Consider the following 26,078-nt stretch of genomic DNA (forward strand, 5'->3'; position numbering starts at 1 on the left):
AGGACCACCATGAGCCAGATCGTTGACGTCACCACCATTATCGAGGCGATTCAGCCCGAGCTATCCGGAGGTAAATTCGCCTCGGTCGTCGACCGCATCAACCCGGCAAGCCCCGCCCAGACAGCCGATATTCTTGAACGACTTCCCGCTGCTCAGCAGCCCGTGCTATTTCGCCTGCTCCCCAAGGACCGCGCTTCGGCAGTTTTTGACATTCTGAGCCCCAAGCAACAGTCCGGGCTCATTCAAGGATTGCGGAACCGGGATGTCTCCGAGATTTTTGCGGGCCTTGATCCGGATGATCGAGCGCTGCTTCTCGATGAGCTCCCGGCAAGTCTTGCAACACGACTGCTGACAGGGCTGACCGGTGCGCAACGCCGCCTCACCACCGATCTTCTTGGCTACCCGAAAGGATCGATTGGTCGCCGCATGTCCCCGCAGGTGGTCTCGACCCGGGCGACATACACGGCCGCTGACACGCTGTCGAGGATCCAGAAACGTCTTGGGGATGCTGAGACGATCTACACGATCCCCGTCGTCGACAATGCGAGACGTGTTGTCGGGATTATTAGTTTGCGGCAGCTTCTCGCGGCAGATTCCCATGCCGTCATCGGGGACATCATGTCAAAATCTGAGGTTGCGAGCGCCTATGATTCAGCGGAAGACGCAGCCAGAATCTGCATTGAACTACGGCTGCTGGCACTGCCCATTGTGGATCGGGAGTGTCGCCTCCTCGGGATTCTCACGGTCGACGATGCTGGACGAATCATTGAGCACGAAGATTCGGTGGACAGCGCGCGCCAGGGCGGGATGGAACCGCTTGGACGGCCATACCTATCAACACCGGTACTGCAACTTGTTCGCTCAAGGATTGTGTGGCTTCTCGTTCTAGCAATTGGTGCCACGCTGACCGTTCAGGTCCTCTCAGCCTTTGAAGCCACGCTCGAGCAAGTCACCGTCCTCGCCCTGTTCGTTCCGCTTCTGATCGGTACCGGCGGAAACACCGGCAACCAGGCCGCCACAACCGTGACTCGCGCAATCGCACTCGGTGACGTTCGCACCTCGGACCTACTTCGAGTTCTTCTCCGCGAGTGCGCAGCCGGGTTCACGCTTGGGACGCTTCTCGGGCTCATTGGTGCACTCATCACGGGCGCTATCTTTGGGGCACCGATAGGGCTGACAATCGGACTCACGTTGCTCGCCGTGTGTACGGTAGCGGCAAGCATCGGTGGCATCATGCCTCTTATCGCGAAGCGCCTCAACGTCGACCCCGCCGTGTTCTCCAATCCCTTCATCACAACCTTTGTCGACGCGACCGGGCTCATCGTCTATTTCCTGATTGCCAAAGCCGTCCTCGGAATCTAGGAATTCGGAATCTAGGAATAAAGACACGTCGGAACATTAGGACCGCGGCACCGAGATCTCACTTCCCTGGCCGCACCCTGCTCCCACCGTGAGAGAATCGGAGTCAGAAGTTTGCCTCATGGGCCGATCGGAGTCGGTGCAGGAAGGCACCGGTGCCTATCACGAGAGGAGCCACATGATGTTTCTGGCTCGTCGTCTGCGACTGCTCACTATTGCCACGGGCGTGCTTTGCGTGATGGTGGGTGGGTGTTCGGCAGAGAACACCGCCGTGGGCACCTGGAAGGCGACCGATAACGAGAATGCCTTCCTCGTCCTGGAGAGCAATGGTTCCGTGACTGGGAATGACGGTTGCAATCACCTGGGTGGTGAGTGGGCTCAGGACGCCGACACGATTGAGTTCAGCCGCATCTTTTCCACTCTCATGTTCTGCGAAGGCGTCGACACCTGGCTTTCCCACATGACCTCGGCAAGGGTTAACGGGAACGAGATGTCGATTTTCGATGAGTCGGGGGAACCTATCGGCACCCTTCACAAGTAGGACTTGGCGGTTGCTCCGCAGATCTGACGGTGTCTTCCAGCGAGATAGCCGGCGTGGAGAGATAGGCTACGGGCCTCGAGAGTTTAGCTTTCGATCTCTCGGTTCTGTTTGCTGACCCGATAGATCTCCCACGCATATGTCGCTCCGGTGACGGCGTGGAGGATAGCCCCGAGGGCGGTGAGTCCGATTCCGATGGTGCCAATGAAGTCCAGTTCCTGGATCCTGCCAAACACGGTGAGCGGTAACCCCGCCATGAGAACCGCCGTACGGATCTTACCGAGATAGCTGACTTTTGGGCGATGCTTTGCTTTGAAGATGAGGTAGATGGTTGCCAGGGCAAGGTCGGTGACGACAATGCAGTAGGCAATCCAGTCGGGAAGGTGATGACCGACAACGAGGAAGATCGCGATAACAGCGACTCCAAGCCTGTCCGCAATCGGATCGAGCACTTCACCCACCCGACTGACCTGATTGAATCTGCGGGCAATATAGCCGTCGATCCAGTCGGTTGCACCAAAAATGACCAGCAGGATCGCGGTCATGACCGGTGCCATGTCGAACACCAGCAGGTAGGCAATGGGAACCAGCAGGAGCAGTCGAATCACGGTAATGATGTTCGGTACTGTCAGCCAATCATCCCGGGTCAGCTTCGGCTCCATCGTCAGGTCCACTTTCTCGTATCGTTAGCTCATCCTATCGAGAAGGTGTTCCCGGCCCTGCACTCAGAAAGGTGAAATCGGCCCACCCGTGTGTAGTTGCAAGGTGCGCCCTACACAGATCAATACGGCAAAGTATCAGCGGGTCCGTAGGGCCGTATGCCCTACCGCCCGTGCCCTATCGTCCCGCTGGCACGAAATCGATCAGCTTCCCGCTTCCTTCTCTGAGCTCCGCCCACGAGGTATCGATTGTGAGGACCGCGATCCCACTCGTGACGAAACCCCCTTCAATGAGCAGGACCGCGGCTTGCCTCGATTCAAGGGAAGTATCGAGATATTCCACAAGGTCTTCGACCCCTGGGAAATGCCCAATGAAAAGAACACAGTCATTGTCATCGGGAACCGATCTCAGCACGGGAAGAATATCCGCGACATCGGCTTCGTAAATCTCACTATGAAAAGTGACCTCAGCCGGATCTATCCCGACCTCCATGACCCTCTCCAGGGTCTGCCGAGTCCTGGTCGACGTCGAACAGAGAACACGGTCAATCGGGCGATGGTTCTCCAGGAGATACTCCCCCGCTGCGTAACCCTGGCGCATGCCACGGTTGTTGAGCGGCCGCTCATGATCCGCAGCCCCTGTATCCCACGAAGACTTTGCGTGGCGCAAAACAATAAGTGTCCGCATAGCGTGAGAGTACCAGCCGCAAGATTACCCTGATCGGACAACGGTCTAAGAGTTATCACTTAACAACTGCACGACTGTTATCGTCACGAACGACCGATACTCCCTCGTTCAGCCATTGCACACGTGTTACTCTTCCAGCATGCTTCATCATTTCTTCATGTAACGGACGCACCGGTCCTCTCAGCTCGTTGAGTCTGCTCCGAGCATGACGACCACGTTGCCGTGACCGCCTGCGGTCACGGTTCTTGCACACCCTGACAGCGCCTGCCAATCATGCAGGCCGTATTCACGCGTGTGTGAGGTTGAAGGAAGCTTGACATGACTACCGTTTTTCCGGCGCATTCGCGCGCCACAATTACCCTGACAGACGTCGGAGTTGTCCTGGGAGACAAGACTGTTCTCTCCGGTATAAACCTCTCTGTCTCCCCCGGATCCAGGATCGCCCTTGTCGGTGAGAACGGACGCGGCAAAACCACACTCTTACGAGTCCTCGCAGGAGATCTTGCCCCGGACACCGGAACAGTATCCCGGCACGGAAGCATTGGATTATCCGAGCAGGAAATGCACCCCGATGATGGGCAAACAGTCGGCGACCTCGTAAGCCAAATCATTGCCCCATCGATCACAGCACTTGCTGACCTCGATCGGGCCGGTGATGCGATGGCGGGCGGGGATCCATCTGCTTTCGAGGCATACGAACGCGCGCTTGAACGAGCGGAACTGCTCGACGCGTGGGGCGCCGAACGTCGAGTCGATGTCGCTCTTGCCGCACTCGGGGCAGAAACCGATCACAACCGGGCGCTGGCCACCATGTCGGTGGGGCAACGCTACCGCGTCCGCCTCGCCTGCCTCGTGGGCGGGGATTCGGACTTCCTGATCCTCGACGAGCCAACAAATCATCTAGACCGGAGCGGAATCGACTTCCTGACGGAAAAGCTGAAGAGTTGGCGTGGCGGGATCGTTCTCGTCAGCCACGATCGAGCACTTCTCGCGGATGTGGCGACATCGTTTGTTGACCTGGATCCGACAAGCGATGGTAAGCCCCGTGTTTTCGGCGGCTACGACGAGTACCGTCTCGGTCATCGCGCCGAGCTGGCACGGTGGGAGCAGGAATATGCAGTCCAAGAAGTAGAGCGGGAACGCTTAGAAAATGATCTTGCGACAGCTCAGGGACGGCTGGTCGACAATTGGCGGCCGGTGAAGGGAACCGATAAGCATATGAGAGCAACGAGAGCCTCAAGTGCTGTCACCGCGGTGAAACGCAGGCAGGCACTCCTTGAGGCACACGAGCTTTCGATCCCGGAACCACCTGTTCCCCTGGGCTTCCCCCGCCTGCGCTCACCGCGGATCGTTCGAATCTCGGCGCAGGGCGTGAGCGACGCCGGTCGATTGAATGGACCGGCGTCTGTGGAGGCAGCGAGAGGTACTCGCCTGCTCGTCACGGGAACAAACGGGTCTGGAAAGTCCACGCTTGTTTCCGTTCTCGTCGGCCACCTGGATCCCAGCACCGGTTCCGTATCTCGGGTGGGAAGAATCGGATTCCTCCCTCAGGAGACGCGACTACCCGCGGGTAGGAGGGCCGCCGATCTATACGATTCAAATCTGGCTTCCCTCGAGTCCACCGGAAAGCTCAAGTCCGCAATCCCGCTTCGAGGGCTTGGCCTATTGAGCCCCGGTGAAGAAAGCAAGCGAGTCGGGCACCTGTCCGTGGGCCAGCAACGCCGGCTTCATCTAGCGCTCATCCTCTCCGCCGATCTGGGGATTCTCGTTCTCGACGAACCAACGAACCATCTATCGATCGCCCTTGTCGATGAGCTGACCGAGGCCCTTCTCGATACTCCCACCGGACTCGTTCTGTCGAGCCACGACCGGAAGCTGATCCGGGACGTGGCAGGATGGGACACTCTCGACATCGGAGCCGATAACAGTGTCGAGGCTGGGGCTATGGGCAGCGCTCCTGGTGGGGATATGCACAGCACCGATTTGGGAATCAGGGGAACCTAGCGGGCCGTGGCAATCTCCTCCTCGGTAGGGTCCCGAAGTAACGAACAATTTCCGGATCCCACCGCCGGTGCAACAACCAGCAAGCCGGGCTTTTAGGGCGCTCGCGGTCTACAGTGGATAAGTGCTCGCCGGGCGTTCACATCCGGCTGTGATCAATTGTGCGGATTGGAGTGGCGTTGAACAACATCGTGACTGCGATCGTCCCGATCTTCCTCGTTGTCGGTGTGGGCTATGGCTTCGTCCGATTCGGCCCGTTCAGCCGAGACGACATGCCGGTCTTGTCGCGCTTTGTTGTCAAAGTCGCCCTGCCACTCCTCATCTTTCTTAACATCTACGGCAAACCCGCGAGCGACATTTTCCAAGTAACGTATCTGCTCACGTACGCCGGGGCGGTTCTCATCATGTTCGGGATCGCCTTCGGGTACTCGGCCGCCAAAAAACGGACCCCCGCCAGGCGGGCTTTCCTGGGCATGGGCATGTCGAGCACCAACAACGGGTTTATTGGCCTGCCAATTTTTCTCATCCTTCTTCCAGAGTGGGCGGGCGCCGCGGTCGGCATGGACATGCTGGTCGACAACACCTTGACGATCCCACTGACTCTGTTTCTTGCCGAGCAAGCGATCGGCACCGGCACGATCAGGGAACGGCTGATCTCCACGGTCCGCGGGGTCCTGCTCCATCCGCTAGTTCTTGCGATCATCGCAGCCCTCGTACTCAACGCGGTCGGTGTCGTTCTTCCCGGGTTCCTGCACCGTAGCGCGGACCTGATTGCCGGTACGTCAACGGGCGTCGCCCTCTTCACCGTCGGCGGCATGCTGGTCGGCCTACAGATCAAAGGGGCCCTTACCGACATCTTCATGATTGTCGGATCCAAGCTCCTCATCATGCCAACGGTGGCCTTTGGTCTCCTCGTGGGATTCCTTGCCATCGGACTACCGGATGTACCGAACGAACTCCGGGCAGCAGTAATTATCACCTGTGCTCTTCCACCGTTTTCGATCATGCCGTCAATTGCAGAGCCCTACGGAGAAGCGGATGTCACAACCGCATCCATGATGCTGTCAACCCTCCTGTCGTTCTTCACGCTGGCGGGATGGACGGCGGTTCTCGGAGCAATCGGCTGGATCTAGGGGTACTTCCCTGCCGGCTGCTCACTGTGTGTGATGAGGGAATGATCAACTTATCCATTTGGATAAACGGGTCGCTCTTTGAAGTCCTCGGCAGGAAACGCTCATCTACTCTTTGAGGAGCTCATCGATGTCATCGGCGTTTGGAATGATGTAGTCATCTGCGACGGAAAACTTCCTGCTTGGTGAAGGCGGCCTGAGTTGCCTGACCTCGGTATGAATCTCCTCCATCTGCCGATCCAAGCGCGCCGCGGTCTCTGTGGCTTCCAGGAGCCCTTCCCGCAGGAAGTCGGGAATCTCGGTATCGAAGATCTTGTGCTCGAGACTTGCCCAGAAGTCCAAGGCAATCGTTCTGATCTGAACCTCGACCGGGACCTTATCCACCTCGTGAGAAAGGAACACTGGGATCTCTACGATCAGGTGGAGGCTCTGGTATCCATTCGGCTAGCTGTCCTTAATGTAGTCCTTGATCTCAAGGACGTTGACGTCCTGCTGCTTCATGAGAGCCTCGGCCACCTTGTACGTGTCCTGAATGAAACTGCAGACGATCCGAATACCCGCGATATCTCGCACGACTCCCGCACGTTCCCGAGAGTGAGGACATTGCCCTTACGCCGCATCTTCTTCATAATGCTCTTCGGGCTCTTGAGCCGTGTCGTCACGTGTTCGATCGGGCTATATTCATGAAGGTGCTCAAACTCAGCCCTAAGAATATTGATCTTCGTCAGCACCTCATCGAGCCCGGCCTGATACTCCAGTGAAAGCCGAGCAAAAGCTTCTCTCAGCTCGAAGGCTGCACTCACCCTCTCCCTCATAGCGTCATCGCTAAGGGGCACTCCAATGGCTAGCGGTGCGGAATCGGCAGTGTCAGGCTGGTTTTCAGTATTTTCGGGGCGGTCCATAGGACATGGATAGCTCACCGGGCTACAAAAAGACCCAAAGAGTGGAGTTTACGCCCACGCGTCACAGAGCCACAGAAGCGAATATCTGCCATGGGTGGGTAACGGGCCAAGATGATCGACGGAGCGATCCCTAGAAGACAACCCACCCGATCAGTGCGGAGCCGATGACCACGGCCCACGCGGGTGCCTTCCACGAGAGGAGGGCAACGAAGGCAACAGCAGCAAGGGCGAGTTCCTTTGCTCCAGTAATCCCCGAAGTAAACACCGGCATGTAGAGAGCCGCGGCAAGAATACCCACGACGCCCGCGTTGATTCCGGTGAGGGCCTTTCGTGCCAGGCGATTACGGCGCAGGTCCTCCCAGAACGGAAGGGCTCCGATTACCAGCAGAGCGGATGGCAGGAAGATCGCAATCAGGGCAATCATTGCGCCCGTGATCCCGGTGGGTCCCGCTGTGGTGACGGCTCCCAGGTAGGCAGAGTAGGTAAAGAGCGGACCGGGAACAGCCTGCGCGGCACCGTATCCAGCAAGGAACGAGTCGGCCGATACTAGGCCGGCCTGGACTGTTTCTACCTCCAATAGCGGAAGAACAACGTGTCCGCCGCCGAAAACAATGGAACCGGTTCGATAGAAGGTGTCGGCAAGGTCCACCGCTTCATTCTTCGTCGCGGCAGACAGCAACGGCAGACCGATAAGAAGAGCAACAAATACCAGGAGACTTCCGATTGCGACCTTCTTACCAACCCCTACGCGGAACGAATCCTGCTCAACCGGTTCGTTCTTTTCGGACGGCAACCAGAGCAGTCCGATGATGCCGGCGGCAACTATGGCCAGGATCTGAGCGAGCACGCCGGGGACAAGAAGCACGACCGCAAGCGCTCCGACCGCAATCGTCGCTCGCTTAGTATCGGGGGCCAGTTTCGTCGCCATGCCGAGGACCGCATAAGCAACAACAGCAACTGCAGCAGCCTTGAGACCTATCAGCCAGCCATAGCCCAGGGCATCGTCGAGCGACGAAGCTCCATACGCAAAAGCCACGAGAAGAATGGCTGAGGGAAGAGTGAACGCCGCCCACGCGGCTAGCAGCCCCGTATAGCCGGCCCGGTAAAGGCCAATTGACATGCCGACCTGACTGGAGGCCGGTCCCGGGAGGAACTGGCACAGGGCAACAATGTCGGCGTAAACCTTATCTGTCAGCCATTTCCGGCGTTCCACAAAGGCTTCGCGGAAGTATGCGAGATGTGCGACGGGACCACCGAACGAGGTAAGCCCCAGTCGAAGAAATACCCAAAAGACTTCCCAGACGCTCCCGGATCGGGCAGGGGTGGAGCGCGGTGCAGGCTCGTCAACCATCAGTGTTAACTGTGCTGGCCCAATAGCGCCACGTCAAGGACGTCGTCCCTCCATATCGAGACCATGAAGTGTCCCATCGACGAGTTAGCGACAGACTTCTGAGCAGGAACGAAGGGACTCGGAAAGTTTAGATTCGGGTCGAGAGTTTAGCTTCGGAGCGGTGAGCCCACGACGTCAAACCGGAAGCCATCCATGACACCCGACAGTATCGGGCGCGCCTCAGTAATCGCAGCCTGAACACTCTCCAGGCTCAGTGAAGCCTGATGGTCTTCCGCAGATTCCCATATTTCAACCACAAACACCGTGTCCGGTGCGCTCTCATTCACGCCCACTTCGTACAGGAGGCAACCGCTGGCTTTCAGCTCATCATTGCGCCGTGACAGGATCGCAACAAGTTCATCGCGTTTTCCAGGCAGGGCTCCAAGGGTTCCTACATTCGCAAATGTCATATCTCGAGGCTAACGGACACCGGCACGGAGCGCCCGGGGAATTTGAAATTCCTGGAGGCGACACGTTATGGCGTGCCGCAAACGCATGGAGCAATCGTGATTCAGCTTTGACATAGCGTGCACGACGGGCTTGCCCGGTGCTCTGAGCACTAGGCAACACGTCAAGCAAATAGCGGCAATGCAGGTAGCGAAACGCGCTAAAAGAACGATCGTAGGTCGGCAGGCAAGCCGGAAGCCGGGACGTTAGCCCCGCAACCAGGGCTTTTACGAATCAAATTTCGTTGACGAGTGAACGTTCACATGTATGCATGTCTTGCTTCATAACCGGATCGAAGGAGATCTCATGATTTACGAGACACTGCCTGAAGAAGTTGGCACCAGCCTTGCTGACGACCTCAGCTCGACGGTTCCCCTTTCTCTCCTTCGCGTCCGCGAAATTATGTTGGAAACAATCCGTCCGATCCTTTTCGGAGCAGGACAAGCCGAAGCCCAGTGGCGGGTACTCCGCGTTCTTTATGCCGAGCATGCCCCATTGGACTTTGCCGCCTTGGCCAATGCTGCCGTGATCCGGCGAGCAAGCCTCACCCGCGTCATCAAGACCCTCACAGAAGAGGGACTTGTAGTCGCGAACCCAAACCCCAACGACCAGCGCTTGGTGCTGGTTGCGATGACCGATGAAGGCAGAGACCATGTCCGCGAGCTGTCGGTCCAGATTCAGGCCGAGTATCGGAAGCTCTCGGACCGCCTTGGCTCCGAGCGCCTTACTCAGTTACGAACTCTCCTCGGTGAGATTCAGGAACTCGCTGCCGAGTAACCGATCCGCTGTGCCCCGGCACGAGCGCCGGGGAAGAAAAACCACTCAATTCTACATAGGGAACATCAAGATACTCCGATAAGAAGTACCCTCGCTCCCCTATTGGGAGCACTCACACGTGAATACCCCTAGCAAAATCCCCGTGCCAATGACGGCACAACTAGGAGAAACTATGTCCTTACGACGACGCATAGCGCTCAGTTTTGGGGCTGCCGCGATTCTCATCACGGCCGCCTGCGGATCCATGGTGGATGCCGACGCCAAACTGATGCTTGGCTTTCCCGGCGACATAGGCCCAACTGACGTGCCGGCTGTCATGGCTTTGCAGGCCATGGAATATGACGTGAGGAGCACGACCTGTATCGAGTTCGGCTCCCCCGACGTGCAGTCCCAGGCGCTTCTGTCTGGCGACATCAATCTCGCCTCCATGGGTCCCGCCACCGTCATGTCAGCCAATATTGTTGGTGCTGACCTGCGAATGATCGCATCGAATAATAAGAATGATCTCCTTGTTGTCGCGGCCGCCGAAATTACCCAGTGTTCACAGCTCGAAGGTAAGCCGGTCGCCTACCACTCCGACGGATCCACTTCGACTGCTCACCTCATGTCTTGGATCAGCGACGAGTGCGGTGCAAGCCCCGAATGGCTGGTGATCTCCGGTTCGTCAAACAGGACCACGGCACTGATCAACGGACGAATCGACGGCACAATCGTGCGTACCGAGGACTGGGTGCACTGTCTGCGCGGCGTCGATAGCGACGCTCACGTTCTTGCTGAGCTCTCCGAGTCCCAGTCCGAGCTGCTGCCCAAGACAATTGTGATCAACATTCAGTTCCTCGACGACAACGTCGAGTACCACCAGCAGTTCCTTGAGGCACTCGATGAGCAATTCGCTCTCGTGAACGCCGACCCGGAGGCGTATGCGGAAATGGCGCACGAGTACCTCCCGAACATGGATCCGGACGCTCTTGCCGAGATCTACACGTCGCTTTCGCAACAGGGAGTGTTCCCCGAAACGGGACTCCTGGGGCCTGACAGCGTCACCCAGACCATCGACTTCTATGAAGAGTCCGACACGATCGAATCCGGTCTCATCGGCCCAGAAGACGTTGCCATCTACGACATTTTGGAGCGATGATGACGACATAAAACAGGTCCCAGATCTTGATTGAGCTTCGAGGCGATTCTAAAATGGCTTGGATGTAGCAACGCGCAATGATTTAGTGCCGCGATCAATTCGATGTCGATTCTTTTGGGGCCATATGACAAGAAAACCCCACGTGACCAGTAGTTTTGTTTACCTAAGGAGATCATCATGAAGGCGCTTGTCTACAATGGGCCCCACGACGTTCACGTCGCCGATGTGTCCGATGCGCGTATCGAGGACTCCAACGACGTTCTCGCCAAAATCACTGCGACCAACATCTTCGGACCTACACATGTATGAAGGTCGCACCAGTTTCGAACAGGGCAGAGTCTTCGGCCATGAGAATGTCGGCGAGGTGGTCGAGGTCGGTGCCGCGATCCAGAAGGTTGCCGTCGGCGATATGGTGTCGGTTCCGTTCAACGCCTCCTGCGGACACTGCCGCAACTGCGAGCACGGACTGACCAATTATTGCCTGACCAGCAACGTGGAGGGCATGGCTGGTGGAACCTATGGGTTCGCCTATATGGGCGGCTGGGTCGGAGGTCAAGCTGAGTACCTGCGGGCGCCCTGGGGTGACTTCCAGTGCCTGCGGCTCCCCGAGGACGCCCATGAGAAGCAGAACGACTACGTGATGCTCTCCGATATCTTCCCCACAGGTTGGCACGCCGTGGAGATGTCAGGCCTCACGCCCGGAGAAAGCATCGTCATCTATGGAGCCGGCCCGGTGGGGCTGATGGCGGCTCTCTCGGCGACCGTCAAGGGAGCCCGGAAGGTGATGGTCGTTGATCGTCATCCCGATCGGCTGCGCCTGGCCGAACAGATCGGGGCCATCGCGATCGATGATTCCAAGGGTGACCCTGTCGAACAGGTGATGGAGCACACCAAGGGTGTGGGGGCTGACCGAGGGGCTGAGTGTGTCTGCTACCAGGCCCACGATGTCCAGGGCAATGAGGACAACGCGGCGACCTTGAATGCCCTGGTCTCCTCCGTGCGGTTCACAGGAGGAATCGGCACCGTCGGGGTGTTTATCCCGGAGGATCCAGGAGCCCCAGATGAGCTTGCTCAGGAGGGGAAAGCGCGGTTCGAGTTCGGCAATTTCTGGTTCAAAGGCCAGCAGATGGGATGTGGGCAGGCCCCGGCCAAGCGTTATAAGCGGCACCTTCGCGATCTCATCGCCGCCGATAAGGTCACCCCCTTGTGGATCGTGTCCCACAATCTCCCGCTCGACGACGCCCCGGACGCCTACGCACACTTCGACGCCCGCGATGACGGGTGGACGAAAGTGGTGCTCGACCCCACCTCCTCCTTAGACTGACACGGGACGTGGAGGCTCGAGTGTTCACTCGAGGAGTGGGGCAGCAAGAGAACTTCAAGGCCGCCGGTCTGCTTGTGCTCTCGCCTGACATGAACCGGGGTTGCTTCCCTGGTGCCTGAAATCAGCTGAAGCACTCTGGGGTGAGGAATCGGGACTCTGAGAAGCCGGTAGGAGCACGCGAACTGACAACACGGAAGGAGTCGACTTTTGACGACTCACAAGAGTGAACCCATCGGGACGACGCAAAGCCCGACGGGGGAGATAGTGGTCGGGGTGGTGGCCGATCCGGTCGCCACCACCCTGACAGTCGCGAAGTATCTCGAACGGGAACTGCCTGGCCTACTCGCCGAGCAGCTCTCTGACGGTCACTGGAGAGTGGAGGTGCACCGAGAGAGGCTGCCTCCCAGTGACGGGAAGCGGTTTGAGATGATGGACCTGGCAGCCGAGCGTATGCGGGAACATGGCTGGGACCTCGCGGTATGCGTGACCGACCTCCCACTGATGATCGACCGGCGCCCCGTCGTCGCTGACGCCAACCACAGTCGGAATGTGGCGGTGGTTTCACTGCCGGCCTTCGGGGCCATGAGCCTACGAAGACGAGTTCCAGAGGTGGTGACACAGCTCATTAGGGACATGCGCGGCGGGACCACTCCGAAGGACGGGTCCCAGGCGCATCGTCGGTCACGGGTCCCGGCTCTGGGCGGCGCCTTCAAGCTGACAACCCCAGACCAAGACGGCGTCGACTTCCGTATCTTCGCGAACTGCGGGCGTCTGCGGCTGCTCGTGGGAATGGTCCGGGATAATCGTCCGTGGCGGCTGGTCTCCGGTCTCCGAGGGGCGTTGGTGGGAGCGTTCGCGTTCAGCGCGTTCTATCTGTTGAACACCACGCTGTGGGAACTCGCACTCACCATGGCAGCGTGGCAGCTGGTCGCCGTCGTCGTTGCCTCAATTACGGTGATGATCACTTGGCTCATCGTCTATCACCACCTCTGGGAACGAGCCAAAGATCTGCCGCCGCAGGAACGTGAGCGAACGGTGCTGTTCAACGCGTCGACTGTCTTGACCCTCGCTATTGGGGTGACGTGCGGCTATGCGGGGCTGTTCGTCCTGAACCTGACTGCCGCGCTGATCGTTTTCACTCCGGAGGTGTTCAGCCAGTACGCCGGAGACGAATACGGACTGGGCGAGTATCTCCTGGTGACCCTGTTCGCGACCGCCGCTGCGAAGATCGCGGGTGCGATTGGGTCTGGCTTCGAAAGTGAAGAGTCGGTGCTCGAGGCCGCCTATAGCTATCGGGAGCGCGCACGGCGCGAGGCGCGGCGCCGCTCACGCAGCGCAGAGAACAATGACAGCGCGGTCCGCGACGCGGCGCAGAACGACGACGCATCTCGTGCAGAGGACTCCGATGCAGGCCCGGACCACTGAGGAGGCAATAGGTCGGCGGTGGATGGCGAGGTTCAAGTTCTTGGCGTACGTAAGCCCTTCCCGAAAGAATGCCCACTGAGGGATCCCTCAACGAGCTATTACGTTCGTTTTTGGTACGACATAGAAGCGATCACCATAGCCATACCCGCAACGCTGATGAGGGACTGCCGCACGGATAGGTGACAGTTGGGGTGTCAGGCCGCGAGGGCCGCGGTGGGGTTCATGATGGTCTCGTATTCGATGGGGGGCAATCGGCTCAGGCGGGCCTGTCGGCGGCGTCGGTGGTAGGTCCTCTCGATCCAGATGATGATGGCGATTCGCAGCTCTTCTCTGGTCCTCCAGCGCTTGCGATCCAGGACGTTCTACTGGAGAAGCGCGACGAAGGACTCCATCGAGGCGTTGTCGTCGGCGGCACCGACTTTTCCCATCGAACCGATGAGGTGATGACGGTTCAAGGCGTGCACGAATTTCCATGACCGGAATTGGCTCCCGCGGTCCGAGTGCACTATGCATCCGGCAGCATCGCGACGAGACACCGCGTTGTCCAGGGCGTTCACTGCGAGACGGGCTCTCATCCGCTAGCTGATCGAGTAGCCCACGATCCGGCGGGAGAACACGTCCTTGATGGCGCAGAGGTAGAGCTTGCCCTCGTCGGCTTGAATTCAAGCGGTCCAGTGCTCGGTCATGTCGGTCAGCCACAGCTCGTTGACGTCATCGGTGGAGAAGTCCCGCTTCACGAGATCATCGTGGACTGGTAGCCCGGGCCGTTTCCCGTTCTTGGCCCGCTTCTTCCCAAACGCGGACCACCACTGGTTGTCCCGGCAGATCTTCCACGCGTTCCGCTCGCACATCACCTTGCCAGCATTCGCGGACTCGCCACCGCCTTCGGCCGCACCTCCGACTACGTCGGTATCTGGGGCATCTCCCTATTCATCATGATCCTCGCCGTCTTCATCAACTCCGTCGTCTCATGGCTGGAACGCAGGATCACCGGCTGGGTCGACTAAGCAAACCGACTCAATCGAGTTCCAATAATGAAAGTGACCGGGCAAACGCAACGCAATGTCTGGCCACTTTCATGCTTCACCGCCAGTCACGAACCGCGTTATAACGTAGGTTCTGCGCCGCCTTCGGCTGCTTCTGTTTCCGACCGGCAGGGGTGGCCCGCTACGTGCTTCACTTCGAATGGATTTCTGTACCGATGGCTACCGCGTACTCACGAAGTGTCGTTCTACGTAGATTTTTCCGCCCAGGTTCCAGCCGCGAAACACTCGCCTGATCCGTGCCCATAATCCGCGCGACAGCTTTCTGGGTTAGTCCAGCCGGCTCTCTTGAACGACGAATCTCGACAAGAGCTTCCAAGAGCTCTTCGTCTCGCTGGGCCTGATCCAGCGACCACCCAAACACCTGGTCTTCCGTCAATCTAATTGTCACGACCATTGCTTACCCCAACGTAACTACGACGCGGTGCAACGAACAAAAACGCACGCATTGCGTTTTCGCCATAGTGTTTTGAGTTAGTTTGCTGCCCAAACTGACCGAACCAAATCCACCCACGGCCGCAAGCTATAGGTATCCGACGACCCTACTCCCTCTTTGCGAATGGCCACACTGCCACTTCTCCTCGCCCCTTTACTTGCTTACGTTGTGAACCAAAACTGACAATTCGCTTCGAGTTGTTGGGCTCCGCGTCATAGATTCGGCATACCCACTACTTTCCGTTAAACTCAAGCGGCTCAGGGACCCTGAGTTCTAGGACATCGGAGTGATTTCGGAGTCGTGCCGCATCACTTTTCACGCACCAATAGCTCTCATCGTCCCGCACAAGTTTCCCCCTTGGCCGCCCTTCGAAGTGCCATGTCAACTTCGGTTCGCAGAACCCCTCGGCGCTCGTCTGAAATTGACTCTTTGGCGCAATCACCACGAAGATCCGCACTCAAGTGACACGGCATGTCTTACCACGCCCGGTTCGACTGATCTCCATCAATAAGTTTCCCGACGTGACTCCCCGGGTACAGCAAAAAGGACGGGGTGCACGTACACAGTCTGCTGTCCTGATGTGAATAGCGCTCACGGCGGGTGTGGTCATGCGGTTCTCTCACTGCTGACCTGCCATTACCTTCTTGGTTCGAGCCCAATCGCCGATCACGAATAGGACTCGATACAATCCCTGCTCAATTCTGAATCGGTTATGTCGATCACCACAAGCAATCTGAGAACAGGTTCCACGCATCGCGGAGTGACACCTGCCAAAGTTACCGGGCCGGTCAAGGCTGACGGAATACCGCTTAGCCCTCTGGAAGTGAGCCCCTACGGGCGATCTGCCCTTGTTTGACATGCCGTTTACAGACACACACGTAGCGTTGGCATCTTAATTTTGATTTAATAAGTGCACATTCTCGCTCGACATCGACCTGTTGACACAGTGGGTGCTAATAGTCTTGATCAGCTACCCGAGCAAAACTATACGTCCAGTGTCCCAGCACTCCATATCCGGGTTGTAGACAGTGCACGATCTACACCATGGACGAGTCCGTCAATTCCCTCGCTTCATATGGGTAATTCAGTTACTTTGCGCTTCCCTCTGTCGTGTGGCGGACTTTGTACCAGCAAAAATATGAGGACCGCACCCGCTCCTCAAAGCGAAAGAGTCGGGACACAGATCCGTCACCTATGTCCCGACTCATTTGTGGGCCCGGAGGGACTCGAACCCCCGACATCCACGGTGTAAACGTGGCGCTCTAACCAACTGAGCTACAGGCCCAGCCCCGCTTGACACTCGCCTGCGAGAGCTGATCACGCGGTGCTGATCGATTAGTGACTTTACACGGATTACTTGGCGAGGACCAATCTTTGAAGTGTAAAGAAGCACACACAATCCGGGACCAGAGTTAGCGTCGAGTAGGCGGGAGTGATTGGCGCCTCTCGCGCCTTCTGGCGCGCAGGCCTCGCATCCGGCAGTTCGTTTTGGCGTTGAGAATATTTCCAAGACTTGTAGAACGCACATTGGTTCCGTAAACGCGTGGTCTAGAGGCCAGCATCAACGATCGATGTTTTAAGACGCGCCAAGTTCTAGATCGGGCAAGATTTTATACCTGCCATACGTCCCCTCTGCTACTCCAGTGGCGGCCAGGAGCGCATCAGTGCTGAAAGCATCCGCGCGGGTACAGGGCTCAGATTTTTCCCTAATTCTGAAATTTCTTGGTCCCCGTGCACTCATTTGTGCGCTAGCCTCTCGTTGCGCAGTCGAGGGTCGGTGTCTGACAGATAGCGGAGTTTCGGGACCCAGGCATCAGTCTTTTGGATGATTTAACTTTCAGCATCCGGTCCGATGTTTCCCGGTGCCGAAGCGACTGGAATTGTCACTATGGCAACTTCTTCGCTTTCTTTACGGTTCTCCAAGAAACTGGTCTCGCGCCGAGGCGCATGGATGACACTAGGGATCTCCCTCATTGTTCTCGTCCTCCTTTTCGGGCTGTTCGGCTCCGCACAGTCACCTTCCTCACCTACGCAGGCACCCGAAAATTCTGAATCAACTCGTGTCAGCAACCTCATGGCTGATTTCCCGGACGCTGATCAGCAATCACTCCTAGTCGTCGCCGCACGCGAGGATGGTGAGCCCTTAACCATCTCCGATCTTGACGATTTTCAGTCGCTCGTGACCGTAACGGCGGCTAGTAGCTCAGAGCCGATCGTGAGCGAGGATCGTCATGCGGCTGTCATCTCTACGCCGATTACTGTCGGTGACAACAACTCGCAGACCGCGGAGACAATTGATGCCCTGCGTGCCGATATCGGCAATGAAGTTCCCGACGGTCTCGATGTGTGGGTCACGGGTGGTCCGGCATTTGGTGCCGATATTGCGGCATCGTTCGACGGTGCAGATTTCACCCTGCTTGCTGTCACGATCGCGATCGTCGCGATTCTTCTCATCGTCACCTACCGGTCCCCAGTCCTCTGGCTCGTTCCGCTCACGGTCGTGGCGCTGTCTGACGGGCTGGCCGGGCGAGTCACTGCAGCCGCCGGCGAGGCGTGGAACCTGGAGTTTGATGCCGGAATCATCAGTGTTCTCGTCTTCGGCGCTGGAACAAACTACGCTCTACTTCTGATCTCGCGCTATCGCGAAGAACTGCTGAAACACGAGGATCACCGCGTAGCACTCGCGACCGCATGGCAAAAGTCGATGCCTGCCATCCTCGCCTCGAACGTTACAGTCGTTTTTTCTCTCCTCACACTCGTTCTGTCGGTCATCCCCGGCACTAGGGGCCTTGGGATCTCGTCAGCACTCGGGCTACTCATCGCGCTGGCGGGCATCATGTTCGTCCTTCCGCCGTTCTTGGCGGTGTGCGGGCGACGCATCTTCTGGCCCTTTATTCCCCATCCGGGTTCGGAGCAGAAGATCGGCGGCACGTGGCGCACGATCGCGACCAGAGTGGTCAGCAAACCTCGCAGAGCTCTCGCTGGCGGCACCCTGCTACTGGCAGTCATGGCAACGGGCCTGGTCGGGACAACTGTCGGCCTGGATCAGCTGGAGAAATTCCGGGTTCAGTCAGAGTCCGCGGCGGGCCTGGAAGTTTTCGCGGAGCATTTCCCGGCAGGCGAGGCACAGCCCATATTCATTCTTACAAACTCAGAGTATGCCGAGGAGGTTGTAGCCGAAGTTGCCGGCAGCGACGGCGTAGTTAGGGCACACCCGATTGCGGAGCATGAGGGGCTGACCAACATCATGGTGACGAGTGAGTTTGCACCCAGCACAGATGAGTCTCTCTCCCAGATCAGCGATCTCAGAGAAGCAGTATCTGCCATTGACGGTGCCGATGCGATGGTAGGCGGGTCCGTTGCCTCGGACGTTGATATGCGCGAGGGTAGTCAGCGCGATCTCACCATCATCACCCCGCTCATCCTCGCCGCGAGCTTTATCGTTCTCCTACTGCTTCTGCGTTCGCTGATCGCTCCCGCAATCCTTATCGTGGTCAATCTGGCGAGCTCGCTGGCAGCGATAGGCGCGGGCGCCTGGCTTGGCCGGCTCCTGTTCGAGCAGGATGCTCTCGACATTCAGGTGCCACTCCTTGCGTTCCTGTTCCTCGTTGCCCTCGGGATTGACTACACGATTTTCCTTGTGCACAGGGCTCGGACGGAGGCCATCGCCTACGGCACCCGTACGGGGATCCTTGAATCCGTCGCCCACACGGGTAGTGTGATCACCAGTGCGGGTATCGTCCTCGCTGGAGTTTTCGCGGCGCTCGGCGTGCTTCCGCTCGTGACGCTCGGCCAGTTGGGCCTCATTGTCGGGATCGGCATCATCGTCGATACGCTGGTGGTCCGCACGATTATCGTGCCCGCCCTCTTCACGCTCGTCGGGGATCGGATCTGGTGGCCGGGCTCAATCACATCCCCCGCTGTCGAAGGATCCCATGAGTCTCGTGAGCACGCCCCTGAGGCAGTCTAGTAAATCGCCAGCATCCCGTAGCACCGTGCGTGCGATGGAGGTGGGCCAGTACGTCATCGCGGTCGCCCTCACCCTCGTCGGCATCATCCGTGCCACCGGCGAGGGGGTGGCGCCGACCGTCGCTACCATCTCGGGATTGGCGATCATCGGCGCTCACACCGTCGGCACGCTGATCCCCAGGCGCACAAACTCCACCACCGTGATCGTCTTATGGCTTCTCGGCTTCACAGCAATCTGGATTGCCACGGTGGCGGTCTCATCAGCTTTCATCTGGCTCGCCTTCCTCCTCTGGCTCCTTGCTGGCCATCTCCTGCCGGTCACATGGGGGATCGTCTATTCGCTCATCGTCTTTGTCGTGGCGACAGCGGCCCCCATCCTTCACCACGGCTCAACGACATACGCGAATGTCTTTGGCCCTCTCATTGGCGGCATCTTTGCCTTCGGGATCTCACGCGGATACCTGCAGCTCTTAAAAGATGCCCAGGAGCGAGAAAGATTCGTCCACTCACTCACGCAGGCACAGCAGGAGATGGCGGAGCTTCAGGACGAGCTCGCCCTTGCCCACCGGCACTCGGGCGCAATATCTGAGCGCACTCGGCTATCGCGGGAGATCCATGACACCGTCGCGCAGGGACTCTCTTCGATCCGGCTGCTTGCCCACGCTGCGGCTACCCCAACCTCCGACCCCGAGTCCGCCCGGGCCTTCGAACAGATCGGAGCACTTGCGAGGGAGAGCCTTGCCGACGTCCGCAGGATCGTTGCGGCGCTCGCGCCTGCCGAGCTCGAGCACAGTGCACTGAGCACGGCACTGGACCAGCTACTTGTGAAGTTGGCGAAAGAAACCGGTATCGAGACCGCTCTTCACATTGATCCCTCGCTACCTGCACTGTCATCCGATGCCGACGTCGCACTGCTACGCTCTGCACAATCTGCTCTGGCCAATGTGCGCCTCCACTCCGGCGCTCAACATGTGACCGTTAGTCTGAGCGATGCTGGAGACGCGATACGCCTTGACATCATGGATGACGGTCGGGGTTTTGATGCTGCCGCCTGGGAACAGGAATCAAACGTGGCATCCGCGAGTTTCGGCATCCGGTTCATGAGGTCACGCCTGCGCGAGCTCGGCGGAGGAATAGACATCGAGTCCGCCCCGGGCGAGGGCACAGCCATCTCCATCCACATCCCACACGCCTTTGAGGAGCAGTCATGACAACCACGGTCCTTCTCGTGGATGACCATCCGGTGGTACGTAGCGGCCTGCGTGCCGTCCTCGACCAAGACCCCGATATCACCATCGTCGGCGAGTCCGCCACCGGCGAAGAAGCATTACAGCTCGCCCGCCACCTCGCGCCCAGCGTGGTCCTCTGCGATCTCCGCCTCGGAGACGGCATTGACGGCATTGAGACAACCACTGAGCTACGGAAGCTCAATCCCCCTCCAGCCGTCATCATCCTCACGACTTTCGATCGAGATGCTGAAATTGTTGGGGCAATCGAGGCCGGCGCCGCTGGCTACCTGCTCAAAGACGCAGACCCGGAGACGATTATCGACGCTATTGGCCGCGCACGTGATGGCGAGCTCGTTCTCACTCCCGATGTTGCCTCCCGAGTACTCCGCGGAGTTCGAAACCCGTTGCCGAAACTCACGGGCCGCGAGATCGAAGTTCTCTCACTACTCGCAACCGGAGCTACCAATAGAGAGATTTCCAAAGCCCTCTTCATTGCAGAAGCTACGGTCAAGAGCCACATCTCTCACATCTTCACCAAGCTCGATGTCGACGGTCGCTCAAAAGCAATTCACCTCGCCCAAAGTACCGGGTTGATCTAGGAGTATCGGCTCTTTGCCGGTGTAGAGTCGAGTGCAGATGGTCGTAGGCCGCGTGGCCCGCCAATCGGATCTTTATCGAGACTTATTACCATGGACGATCTGCACATCCTTCCCGGCCCCGGCGCACCCAATGGTTTGACCATTCCAGCGGCGGAACTTGTCGAGCAGTTTTCCCGCTCTTCAGGCCCTGGCGGACAAAGCGTCAACACGACCGATTCACGCGTCCAGTTGAGCTTCGATGTCGGGCAGACATCGGCGCTCACTGAAGTCCAGAAGCGTCGTGCAATAACGCACCTCGAGGAACGTCTGAATGGCACGGTACTGACGATCAGTGCCTCCGAACAGCGCTCACAGCACCGCAATCGGGTTGCCGCCCGCGAACGCCTTGCGGCTCTGCTAAGAGATGCGATCATCCCGCCGATCCCTCGCCGGCCAACCAGGCCAAGCAGGGCCGCTAAGCGCCGCCGGCTCGAGGCTAAGCGCCGCCGCTCCGAGATTAAGCAGAACCGCAGACCGCCAGAATCGCATTGATTTCGGTAACCAGTGCCGATGAGCTGGTCGCTGCCCGGTATCTCGCAATGGCTGTTCGTCCGGCCGTGAAGTTGCCGGTCCACGCTATGCACGTCATTTAACAGAGAACGATCCGTTCCCGCTCACGAGTACCAACCATGAGCAGGCTCTTACCAACATGAGCGGGCTCGCACCAAACAGGCTGCGATCCGAGCCCGCCGGTCGTGGCGTCCTCCAGTTTGGCTTCAGTCGAGATCACGCTACGCGGGCTAGACCAGACCATGGGTGCTCGGCGCGTTCATCGTTGCACTGGTGGCCGTATCGTTGTTCGCGCGCCGGTCGCGTACCTCAGGGTGTCGATAAGCCCCCGCAGTAAGCCCCCACATCACGCGAAAACAGAGGAATCCACCGGTCATGGGTCTCATCACCGTATGTGGCAACGTGGGTTCGGGGCACTATCTGGTTGGCAGTTGCTCCCACGAGACCAAGAGATCCGTATTCCGAATAACCTGTTCGTAGGCTTCCGCTGTTGCGGCTTCGATGCCATCAAGAACATCCTCGCCTCCGGAGGACAGGTCGAGACAAACACGATTCGCGCAGTTATCCCCAGGGCGCTTCTCTGTCACACCGTCGCTCATTTCTTCTTCGGAAGGTGTGCGGACCAGCCGAACGGTCCAGCCACCCCTTCCATAGGTGTTTTCGCCGAGCTTTGGGAGCGAGGCTAACCATGCTTCGACAGCGGCTGCCGCTTTAATCCGTTTCCCGTCAGCCACGACGAGCCGCACGGTCGCGGGGGTCCCGTCGTTATGGGGCGGGTCCGTCCAGAGCCGGTCGTAGTCGAGTCGATATCGGCGATGCGTCATACCCTGACAGTAGATGATGTTTGGGCAATCGAGGAGGCGGAGGTATTGAACCCCCGCCTCCTGTTAAAGCGTTTGCTTAGCAGTCCCTATTTTCGGGGAAAGCCACCGGCTACTTCTGGGGCAGGCCAGCCTCGCCCTCAGCCCAGATCTTGCCGGTGTACCTGGGGGTCATGAAGGCTTCATTGGTCAGGTAGCTGTCGACTTCTGCTGGGGTCAGCAGTCCCATTTCAACAACGACCTGCTTAACGGACTTGCCGGTGCGCGCGCATTCCTTACCGACGAGATCACCGTTGTGGTGACCGATGATCGGGTTCAGGTAGGTGACAATACCGATCGAGTTCTCAACGTAGGCGCGTGCCCGCTCTTCGTTGGCGGTGATGCCGTCGATGCACTTGGTGCGGAGGGTGTCGCAGGCGTTCATGAGGAGATTGAGGGACTCGAAGGTTGCTTCGGCAAGTGCCGGCTCCATGACGTTGAGCTGGAGCTGCCCTGCTTCCGCTGCCATGGTGACGGTGACATCGTTGCCGATGACCTTGAAGCAGACCTGGTTAACAACTTCGGGGATAACGGGGTTGACCTTCGCGGGCATGATCGACGATCCCGCCTGCCTCTCCGGCAGGTTGATCTCGTTGAGACCGGCGCGCGGGCCGGACGACAGGAGACGAAGATCGTTACAGATCTTCGAGAGCTTGGATGCAACGCGCTTAAGTGCTGCGTGTGCAAGCACGTAGTCACCGGTGTCGGAGGTAGCTTCGACAAGGTCCGGCGAGGACGAGATATCCAGGCTAGCGACACTGCCGAGCTTACGCGCGGCGACTTCCGCGTAGCCTTCGGGGGTGTTGAGGCGGGTGCCGATTGCGGTCGCACCCAGGTTCACGTGGAGGAGGTAGTGTGTGGCGCGGGAGAGGATGACAACTTCCTCTTCGAGCGTGGTTGCCCATCCACCGAACTCTGCTCCGAGCGTCATCGGAACCGCGTCCTGAAGCTGGGTTCTGCCCATCTTCAGCAATCCCGAGAACTCCTCGCTCTTGGAACGGAGGGACTCCACGAGAGTCTTGAGCTTCGTGACGAGCTGGGCAGAGATGGTGTAGATGGCGAGGCGCAGGGCCGTCGGGTAAGCGTCGTTGGTCGACTGCGACTTGTTGACGTGATCGTTCGGATTGATGACGTCGTAGCGGCCCTTCTCGTAACCGAGCAGTTCAAGTGCCAGGTTCGCAACGACCTCGTTGGAGTTCATGTTGACCGAGGTGCCAGCGCCACCCTGGAACAGGTCGATCGGGAACTGGTCCATACAGCGGCTCTTTTCCAAGACCTCATCGCAGCCAGCAACAATCGCATCCGCGATATCGGCAGGCAGGGAGCCGAGCTCCTTGTTGGCAAGAGCTGAGGCCTTCTTCACCTGGACAATGGCACGGACGAACTCCGGCACGTCCCGGACCAGCCTGCCCGACATGGGGAAGTTTTCGACCGCACGGAGCGTATGCACTCCGTAGTAGGCCTCTGCCGGGATTTCCTTCGTTCCAAGGAGATCCTCTTCAATGCGATATGTGCTCAAAACAGCTACCTTTCAGTGCGCCTGCGCGATTTATTAATACTCACAGTAACTTCGCCTGCCAAGTCGATACACGGCTCTTGTCTCCAAGCTCTTGGGCACACGGCGTCGTCGCAACCGCGCGCTCCAACTTGTTGACGATGAGCAATTCATCGATTCAGCAGGTCAACCACTCACCAGATTAGCCCTCAGCCAGAAGAAGTCAAAGTAAAACGGATGTTTTCTCATCAAGTCTTTCGCACGGCGAGAAATGGGCACAAAAAATTCGGAACCGCAATTAGCAATATTTCATGACAAAAAGGACGCCCACTTGTTAAGAATTATTTTTGCGAAGCCCAGGATTCAGCACGCTTTCGGAACAAGCAAGTGAAGGACTGAGAAATCAAACGTGCAATGTGGCGTGTCGACGGCAACGCTCACGACCGTGGCGGCCACGTGGGGTGATAAAAACTCCGCTCACTGACGCGGACACGAACGGGAGTACATGGCGAGAGCTATCTCCCTGGATGGTAGCGACCTTGACCCTGTTATCGAGGTCTCCCAAGAGACCGGCGTATTCATCGTCACGGGCCTGATCGAGCGCCTCGGTGACACGCTCTACTGCACGACAATCATGGTTGACCCCAACGACGGCCTTGTCGGTAAGCACCGGAAGCTCATGCCGACGGCAAGCAAGCGACTGATCTGGGGATTCGGCGACGGTTCCACGCTTGACGTTGTCGAGTCCCGGCGGGACGCCTCGGCACCGCCATCTGCTGGGAAAACTACATGCCGCTCTTCCGCCAAGCCATGTACTCCCAGGGGGTCGAGATCCACTGCGCTCCAACGGTTGACGATCGTGATGCTTGGCAGTCCACGATGCAGCACATTGTGGTTGAGGGCCGGACCTTCGTTCTCTCCTCCTGCCAGCTGGTACGAGTCGAGGACTATCCGGAAGGCACCGAGTTCCCGAACGGAATCGGGGCAAACGGCCTCGTCATCCGTGGCGGCTCCGTTATCTACAGTCCGCTCGGGGAGGTCCTCGCCGGTCCGGTGTACGGAGAAGAGACAATCCGTTATGCCGACATTGACCTGTCGGAAAAGGACCGGAGCCATCTCGACCTTGACGCTGTCGGGCACTATGCTCGGCCCGATGTCTTCCAACTCCACGTGAACACGGCACCGCAAAGCAGCGTCGTATTCGAGTAGGCACGGAACAACCTTCAAACAGTTACCCAACAAGCCGCACCGAAACGCCGGTTCAGGTAACTGAGCCACGCGGCTAAGCGACGATGGGAGGGCGATCGCACGATGGTCTCTCTCCCATCCATTCCTGCCGAATACGGTAAATCAGCACGGCTCGGAGGCTCGAGAACTCACGGCCCGGAAGGGTAAATCTGATGAGGTACTGGTAGTTTCGCCGCGGCTGGGTCAGCACACCAGGCTAGTAACTGCGCTGCTTCTGGTCCCCTGATTACGGAGCTCCCGGCGAGTTTGAACAGGGTAGCCGCTCATCCAAGAGGCGAGAGCAGTGCCTGCCGGACGTGTAAGAGTGGGTGGCCGGTTTCCCGTCCACCCACTCGCGGTTACGGCTTACTTATTTTTTGTCGCTGTTGTCTCGCTAGCTGGTGATGCTAGCGCCGCGGTCCTCGCGCCGTGAGCCGGACTCCTGTCCATTCTGGGGAGAGTGCGGCCGCCGTTGTTGCGGCGAGGCCAGCCGTTTGTGCGGCTTCTTCAACAACGATGTGTTCGACATATCCATCGGTTCCCAGTGCGGGAATCATGACCCAGATGACTCCGGACCCGTCGTCGAGATTGCCTTTGGCGTCGACAAGCAGGTCGGCAAGATCATCTTCATCGCCGTCGTCGTCACGCCACCAGATCAGGGCGCCGTCGCAGACGTCCCCGTAGTATTCATCAACGAGCTCCTCGCCCGTTGCGTCTTCGATTCTGGCGCGGAATGCGTCGTCAACGTCGTCATCCCAGCCAAATTCTTGGATCACCTGCCCGTTCAACAGTCCGAGCTCGACTGATCCGTTCGAAGAACCGGTCCTTTCCTGTGTAGACCGCGAGGAAGCGGTCGCTTGATTTTCCACACCACTAGTTGACCAAATCTTCCA

22 protein-coding genes, 1 tRNA gene and 3 pseudogenes are annotated in these 26,078 nt (G+C 58.4%); 14 read left to right on the forward strand and 12 right to left on the reverse strand.

Features of this window, described 5'->3' with window-relative positions; all coding sequences use genetic code 11:
* Positions 1–9: 9 nt before the first annotated feature.
* Positions 10–1,362 carry a magnesium transporter gene (gene mgtE / locus ACTHUY_RS03205; RefSeq protein ID WP_441655575.1) on the forward strand — a complete coding sequence of 451 codons (1,353 nt, stop codon included), beginning with the start codon at positions 10–12 and terminating at the stop codon, positions 1,360–1,362.
* A 175-nt stretch (positions 1,363–1,537) separates the two neighbouring features.
* The gene (locus ACTHUY_RS03210; RefSeq protein ID WP_441675973.1) at positions 1,538–1,900 is read left to right on the forward strand and encodes an META domain-containing protein; all 363 of its coding nucleotides are present in this window, start codon (positions 1,538–1,540) and stop codon (positions 1,898–1,900) included.
* 83 nt (positions 1,901–1,983) lie between these two features.
* Here the strand turns inward: ACTHUY_RS03210 and ACTHUY_RS03215 are convergent, their stop codons facing one another.
* Both ACTHUY_RS03215 and ACTHUY_RS03220 read right to left on the reverse strand, forming a co-directional pair.
* Positions 1,984–2,571 (reverse strand): CDP-alcohol phosphatidyltransferase family protein, encoded by a 588-nt coding sequence (locus tag ACTHUY_RS03215; protein ID WP_441655573.1) that lies wholly within the window; start codon positions 2,569–2,571, stop codon positions 1,984–1,986.
* Positions 2,572–2,734: 163 nt separating this feature from the next.
* Positions 2,735–3,244: a SixA phosphatase family protein gene (locus ACTHUY_RS03220; protein WP_441655572.1), complete on the reverse strand. Its 510-nt coding sequence runs from the start codon at positions 3,242–3,244 to the stop codon at positions 2,735–2,737.
* A gap of 318 nt (positions 3,245–3,562) precedes the next feature.
* Between ACTHUY_RS03220 and ACTHUY_RS03225 the strand changes: the two genes are divergently transcribed.
* Both ACTHUY_RS03225 and ACTHUY_RS03230 read left to right on the forward strand, forming a co-directional pair.
* Complete coding sequence (locus ACTHUY_RS03225) at positions 3,563–5,248, forward strand: ABC-F family ATP-binding cassette domain-containing protein (protein WP_441675975.1); 1,686 nt, start codon at positions 3,563–3,565, stop codon at positions 5,246–5,248.
* A 176-nt stretch (positions 5,249–5,424) separates the two neighbouring features.
* On the forward strand, positions 5,425–6,378 hold the full coding sequence (locus ACTHUY_RS03230) for an AEC family transporter (protein ID WP_441655570.1): 954 nt from the start codon (positions 5,425–5,427) through the stop codon (positions 6,376–6,378).
* 105 nt (positions 6,379–6,483) lie between these two features.
* Here the strand turns inward: ACTHUY_RS03230 and ACTHUY_RS03235 are convergent.
* The 4 genes and pseudogenes from ACTHUY_RS03235 to ACTHUY_RS03250 all read right to left on the reverse strand — a co-directional run bounded on the left by ACTHUY_RS03235 (position 6,484) and on the right by ACTHUY_RS03250 (position 9,077).
* Positions 6,484–6,948, reverse strand: a pseudogene (locus ACTHUY_RS03235) (GTP pyrophosphokinase).
* Positions 6,873–7,277: a hypothetical protein gene (locus ACTHUY_RS03240; RefSeq protein ID WP_441655569.1), complete on the reverse strand. Its 405-nt coding sequence runs from the start codon at positions 7,275–7,277 to the stop codon at positions 6,873–6,875. Before ACTHUY_RS03240 ends, ACTHUY_RS03235 begins: the two are co-directional and overlap by 76 nt.
* Positions 7,278–7,407: 130 nt before the next feature.
* Positions 7,408–8,628 carry a chromate efflux transporter gene (gene chrA / locus ACTHUY_RS03245; protein WP_441655568.1) on the reverse strand — a complete coding sequence of 407 codons (1,221 nt, stop codon included), beginning with the start codon at positions 8,626–8,628 and terminating at the stop codon, positions 7,408–7,410.
* A gap of 146 nt (positions 8,629–8,774) precedes the next feature.
* Positions 8,775–9,077, reverse strand: a complete 303-nt coding sequence (locus ACTHUY_RS03250; protein WP_441655567.1) for a putative quinol monooxygenase — start codon at positions 9,075–9,077, stop codon at positions 8,775–8,777.
* A 343-nt stretch (positions 9,078–9,420) separates the two neighbouring features.
* Here ACTHUY_RS03250 and ACTHUY_RS03255 point away from each other — a divergent pair, with 343 nt between their 5' ends.
* The 5 genes from ACTHUY_RS03255 to ACTHUY_RS03275 all read left to right on the forward strand — a co-directional run bounded on the left by ACTHUY_RS03255 (position 9,421) and on the right by ACTHUY_RS03275 (position 13,778).
* Complete coding sequence (locus ACTHUY_RS03255) at positions 9,421–9,891, forward strand: MarR family transcriptional regulator (protein WP_441655566.1); 471 nt, start codon at positions 9,421–9,423, stop codon at positions 9,889–9,891.
* Between the two features lie 172 nt (positions 9,892–10,063).
* Positions 10,064–11,029: an ABC transporter substrate-binding protein gene (locus ACTHUY_RS03260; RefSeq protein ID WP_441655565.1), complete on the forward strand. Its 966-nt coding sequence runs from the start codon at positions 10,064–10,066 to the stop codon at positions 11,027–11,029.
* A gap of 177 nt (positions 11,030–11,206) precedes the next feature.
* Positions 11,207–11,338, forward strand: a complete 132-nt coding sequence (locus tag ACTHUY_RS03265; protein ID WP_441655564.1) for a hypothetical protein — start codon at positions 11,207–11,209, stop codon at positions 11,336–11,338.
* Positions 11,331–12,353 (forward strand): glutathione-independent formaldehyde dehydrogenase, encoded by a 1,023-nt coding sequence (locus ACTHUY_RS03270; RefSeq protein WP_441655563.1) that lies wholly within the window; start codon positions 11,331–11,333, stop codon positions 12,351–12,353. Before ACTHUY_RS03265 ends, ACTHUY_RS03270 begins: the two co-directional genes overlap by 8 nt.
* A gap of 207 nt (positions 12,354–12,560) precedes the next feature.
* Positions 12,561–13,778 carry a hypothetical protein gene (locus ACTHUY_RS03275; protein WP_441677650.1) on the forward strand — a complete coding sequence of 406 codons (1,218 nt, stop codon included), beginning with the start codon at positions 12,561–12,563 and terminating at the stop codon, positions 13,776–13,778.
* A gap of 194 nt (positions 13,779–13,972) precedes the next feature.
* Here the strand turns inward: ACTHUY_RS03275 and ACTHUY_RS03280 are convergent.
* The 3 genes and pseudogenes from ACTHUY_RS03280 to ACTHUY_RS03290 all read right to left on the reverse strand — a co-directional run.
* Positions 13,973–14,605: pseudogene (locus tag ACTHUY_RS03280) on the reverse strand (IS3 family transposase); the annotation flags it as partial.
* A 349-nt stretch (positions 14,606–14,954) separates the two neighbouring features.
* The gene (locus ACTHUY_RS03285; protein WP_441655408.1) at positions 14,955–15,218 is read right to left on the reverse strand and encodes a helix-turn-helix domain-containing protein; all 264 of its coding nucleotides are present in this window, start codon (positions 15,216–15,218) and stop codon (positions 14,955–14,957) included.
* A 1,250-nt stretch (positions 15,219–16,468) separates the two neighbouring features.
* Positions 16,469–16,542: transfer RNA gene (locus ACTHUY_RS03290), tRNA-Val, on the reverse strand.
* A gap of 666 nt (positions 16,543–17,208) precedes the next feature.
* Here ACTHUY_RS03290 and ACTHUY_RS03295 point away from each other — a divergent pair.
* The 4 genes from ACTHUY_RS03295 to arfB all read left to right on the forward strand — a co-directional run bounded on the left by ACTHUY_RS03295 (position 17,209) and on the right by arfB (position 21,585).
* Positions 17,209–19,227: an MMPL family transporter gene (locus ACTHUY_RS03295; RefSeq protein ID WP_441655407.1), complete on the forward strand. Its 2,019-nt coding sequence runs from the start codon at positions 17,209–17,211 to the stop codon at positions 19,225–19,227.
* A 34-nt stretch (positions 19,228–19,261) separates the two neighbouring features.
* Positions 19,262–20,437, forward strand: a complete 1,176-nt coding sequence (locus tag ACTHUY_RS03300; protein ID WP_441677707.1) for a sensor histidine kinase — start codon at positions 19,262–19,264, stop codon at positions 20,435–20,437.
* Complete coding sequence (locus ACTHUY_RS03305) at positions 20,434–21,054, forward strand: response regulator (protein WP_441655406.1); 621 nt, start codon at positions 20,434–20,436, stop codon at positions 21,052–21,054. The genes ACTHUY_RS03300 and ACTHUY_RS03305 overlap by 4 nt, the downstream gene beginning before the upstream one ends.
* A 90-nt stretch (positions 21,055–21,144) precedes the next feature.
* Positions 21,145–21,585: an alternative ribosome rescue aminoacyl-tRNA hydrolase ArfB gene (arfB, locus tag ACTHUY_RS03310; protein WP_441655405.1), complete on the forward strand. Its 441-nt coding sequence runs from the start codon at positions 21,145–21,147 to the stop codon at positions 21,583–21,585.
* A 434-nt stretch (positions 21,586–22,019) separates the two neighbouring features.
* On the opposite strand, the gene ACTHUY_RS03315 is transcribed toward arfB, so the two are convergent.
* On the reverse strand, positions 22,020–22,427 hold the full coding sequence (locus tag ACTHUY_RS03315) for a hypothetical protein (RefSeq protein WP_441677652.1): 408 nt from the start codon (positions 22,425–22,427) through the stop codon (positions 22,020–22,022).
* 109 nt (positions 22,428–22,536) lie between these two features.
* A complete protein-coding gene (gene aspA / locus ACTHUY_RS03320; RefSeq protein ID WP_441655402.1) occupies positions 22,537–23,982 on the reverse strand; it encodes an aspartate ammonia-lyase in 1,446 nt (481 codons plus the stop codon).
* 481 nt (positions 23,983–24,463) lie between these two features.
* On the opposite strand from aspA, the pseudogene ACTHUY_RS03325 reads away from it, so the two are divergent.
* Positions 24,464–25,167: pseudogene (locus ACTHUY_RS03325) on the forward strand (carbon-nitrogen hydrolase family protein).
* Positions 25,168–25,592: 425 nt separating this feature from the next.
* On the opposite strand, the gene ACTHUY_RS03330 reads toward ACTHUY_RS03325, so the two are convergent.
* Complete coding sequence (locus tag ACTHUY_RS03330; protein ID WP_228201659.1) at positions 25,593–25,976, reverse strand: DUF3052 family protein; 384 nt, start codon at positions 25,974–25,976, stop codon at positions 25,593–25,595.
* Between the last annotated feature and the right edge of the window lie 102 nt (positions 25,977–26,078).

The sequence above is a fragment of the Flaviflexus sp. genome (assembly GCF_052087705.1).
Taxonomy (GTDB): domain Bacteria; phylum Actinomycetota; class Actinomycetes; order Actinomycetales; family Actinomycetaceae; genus Flaviflexus; species Flaviflexus ciconiae.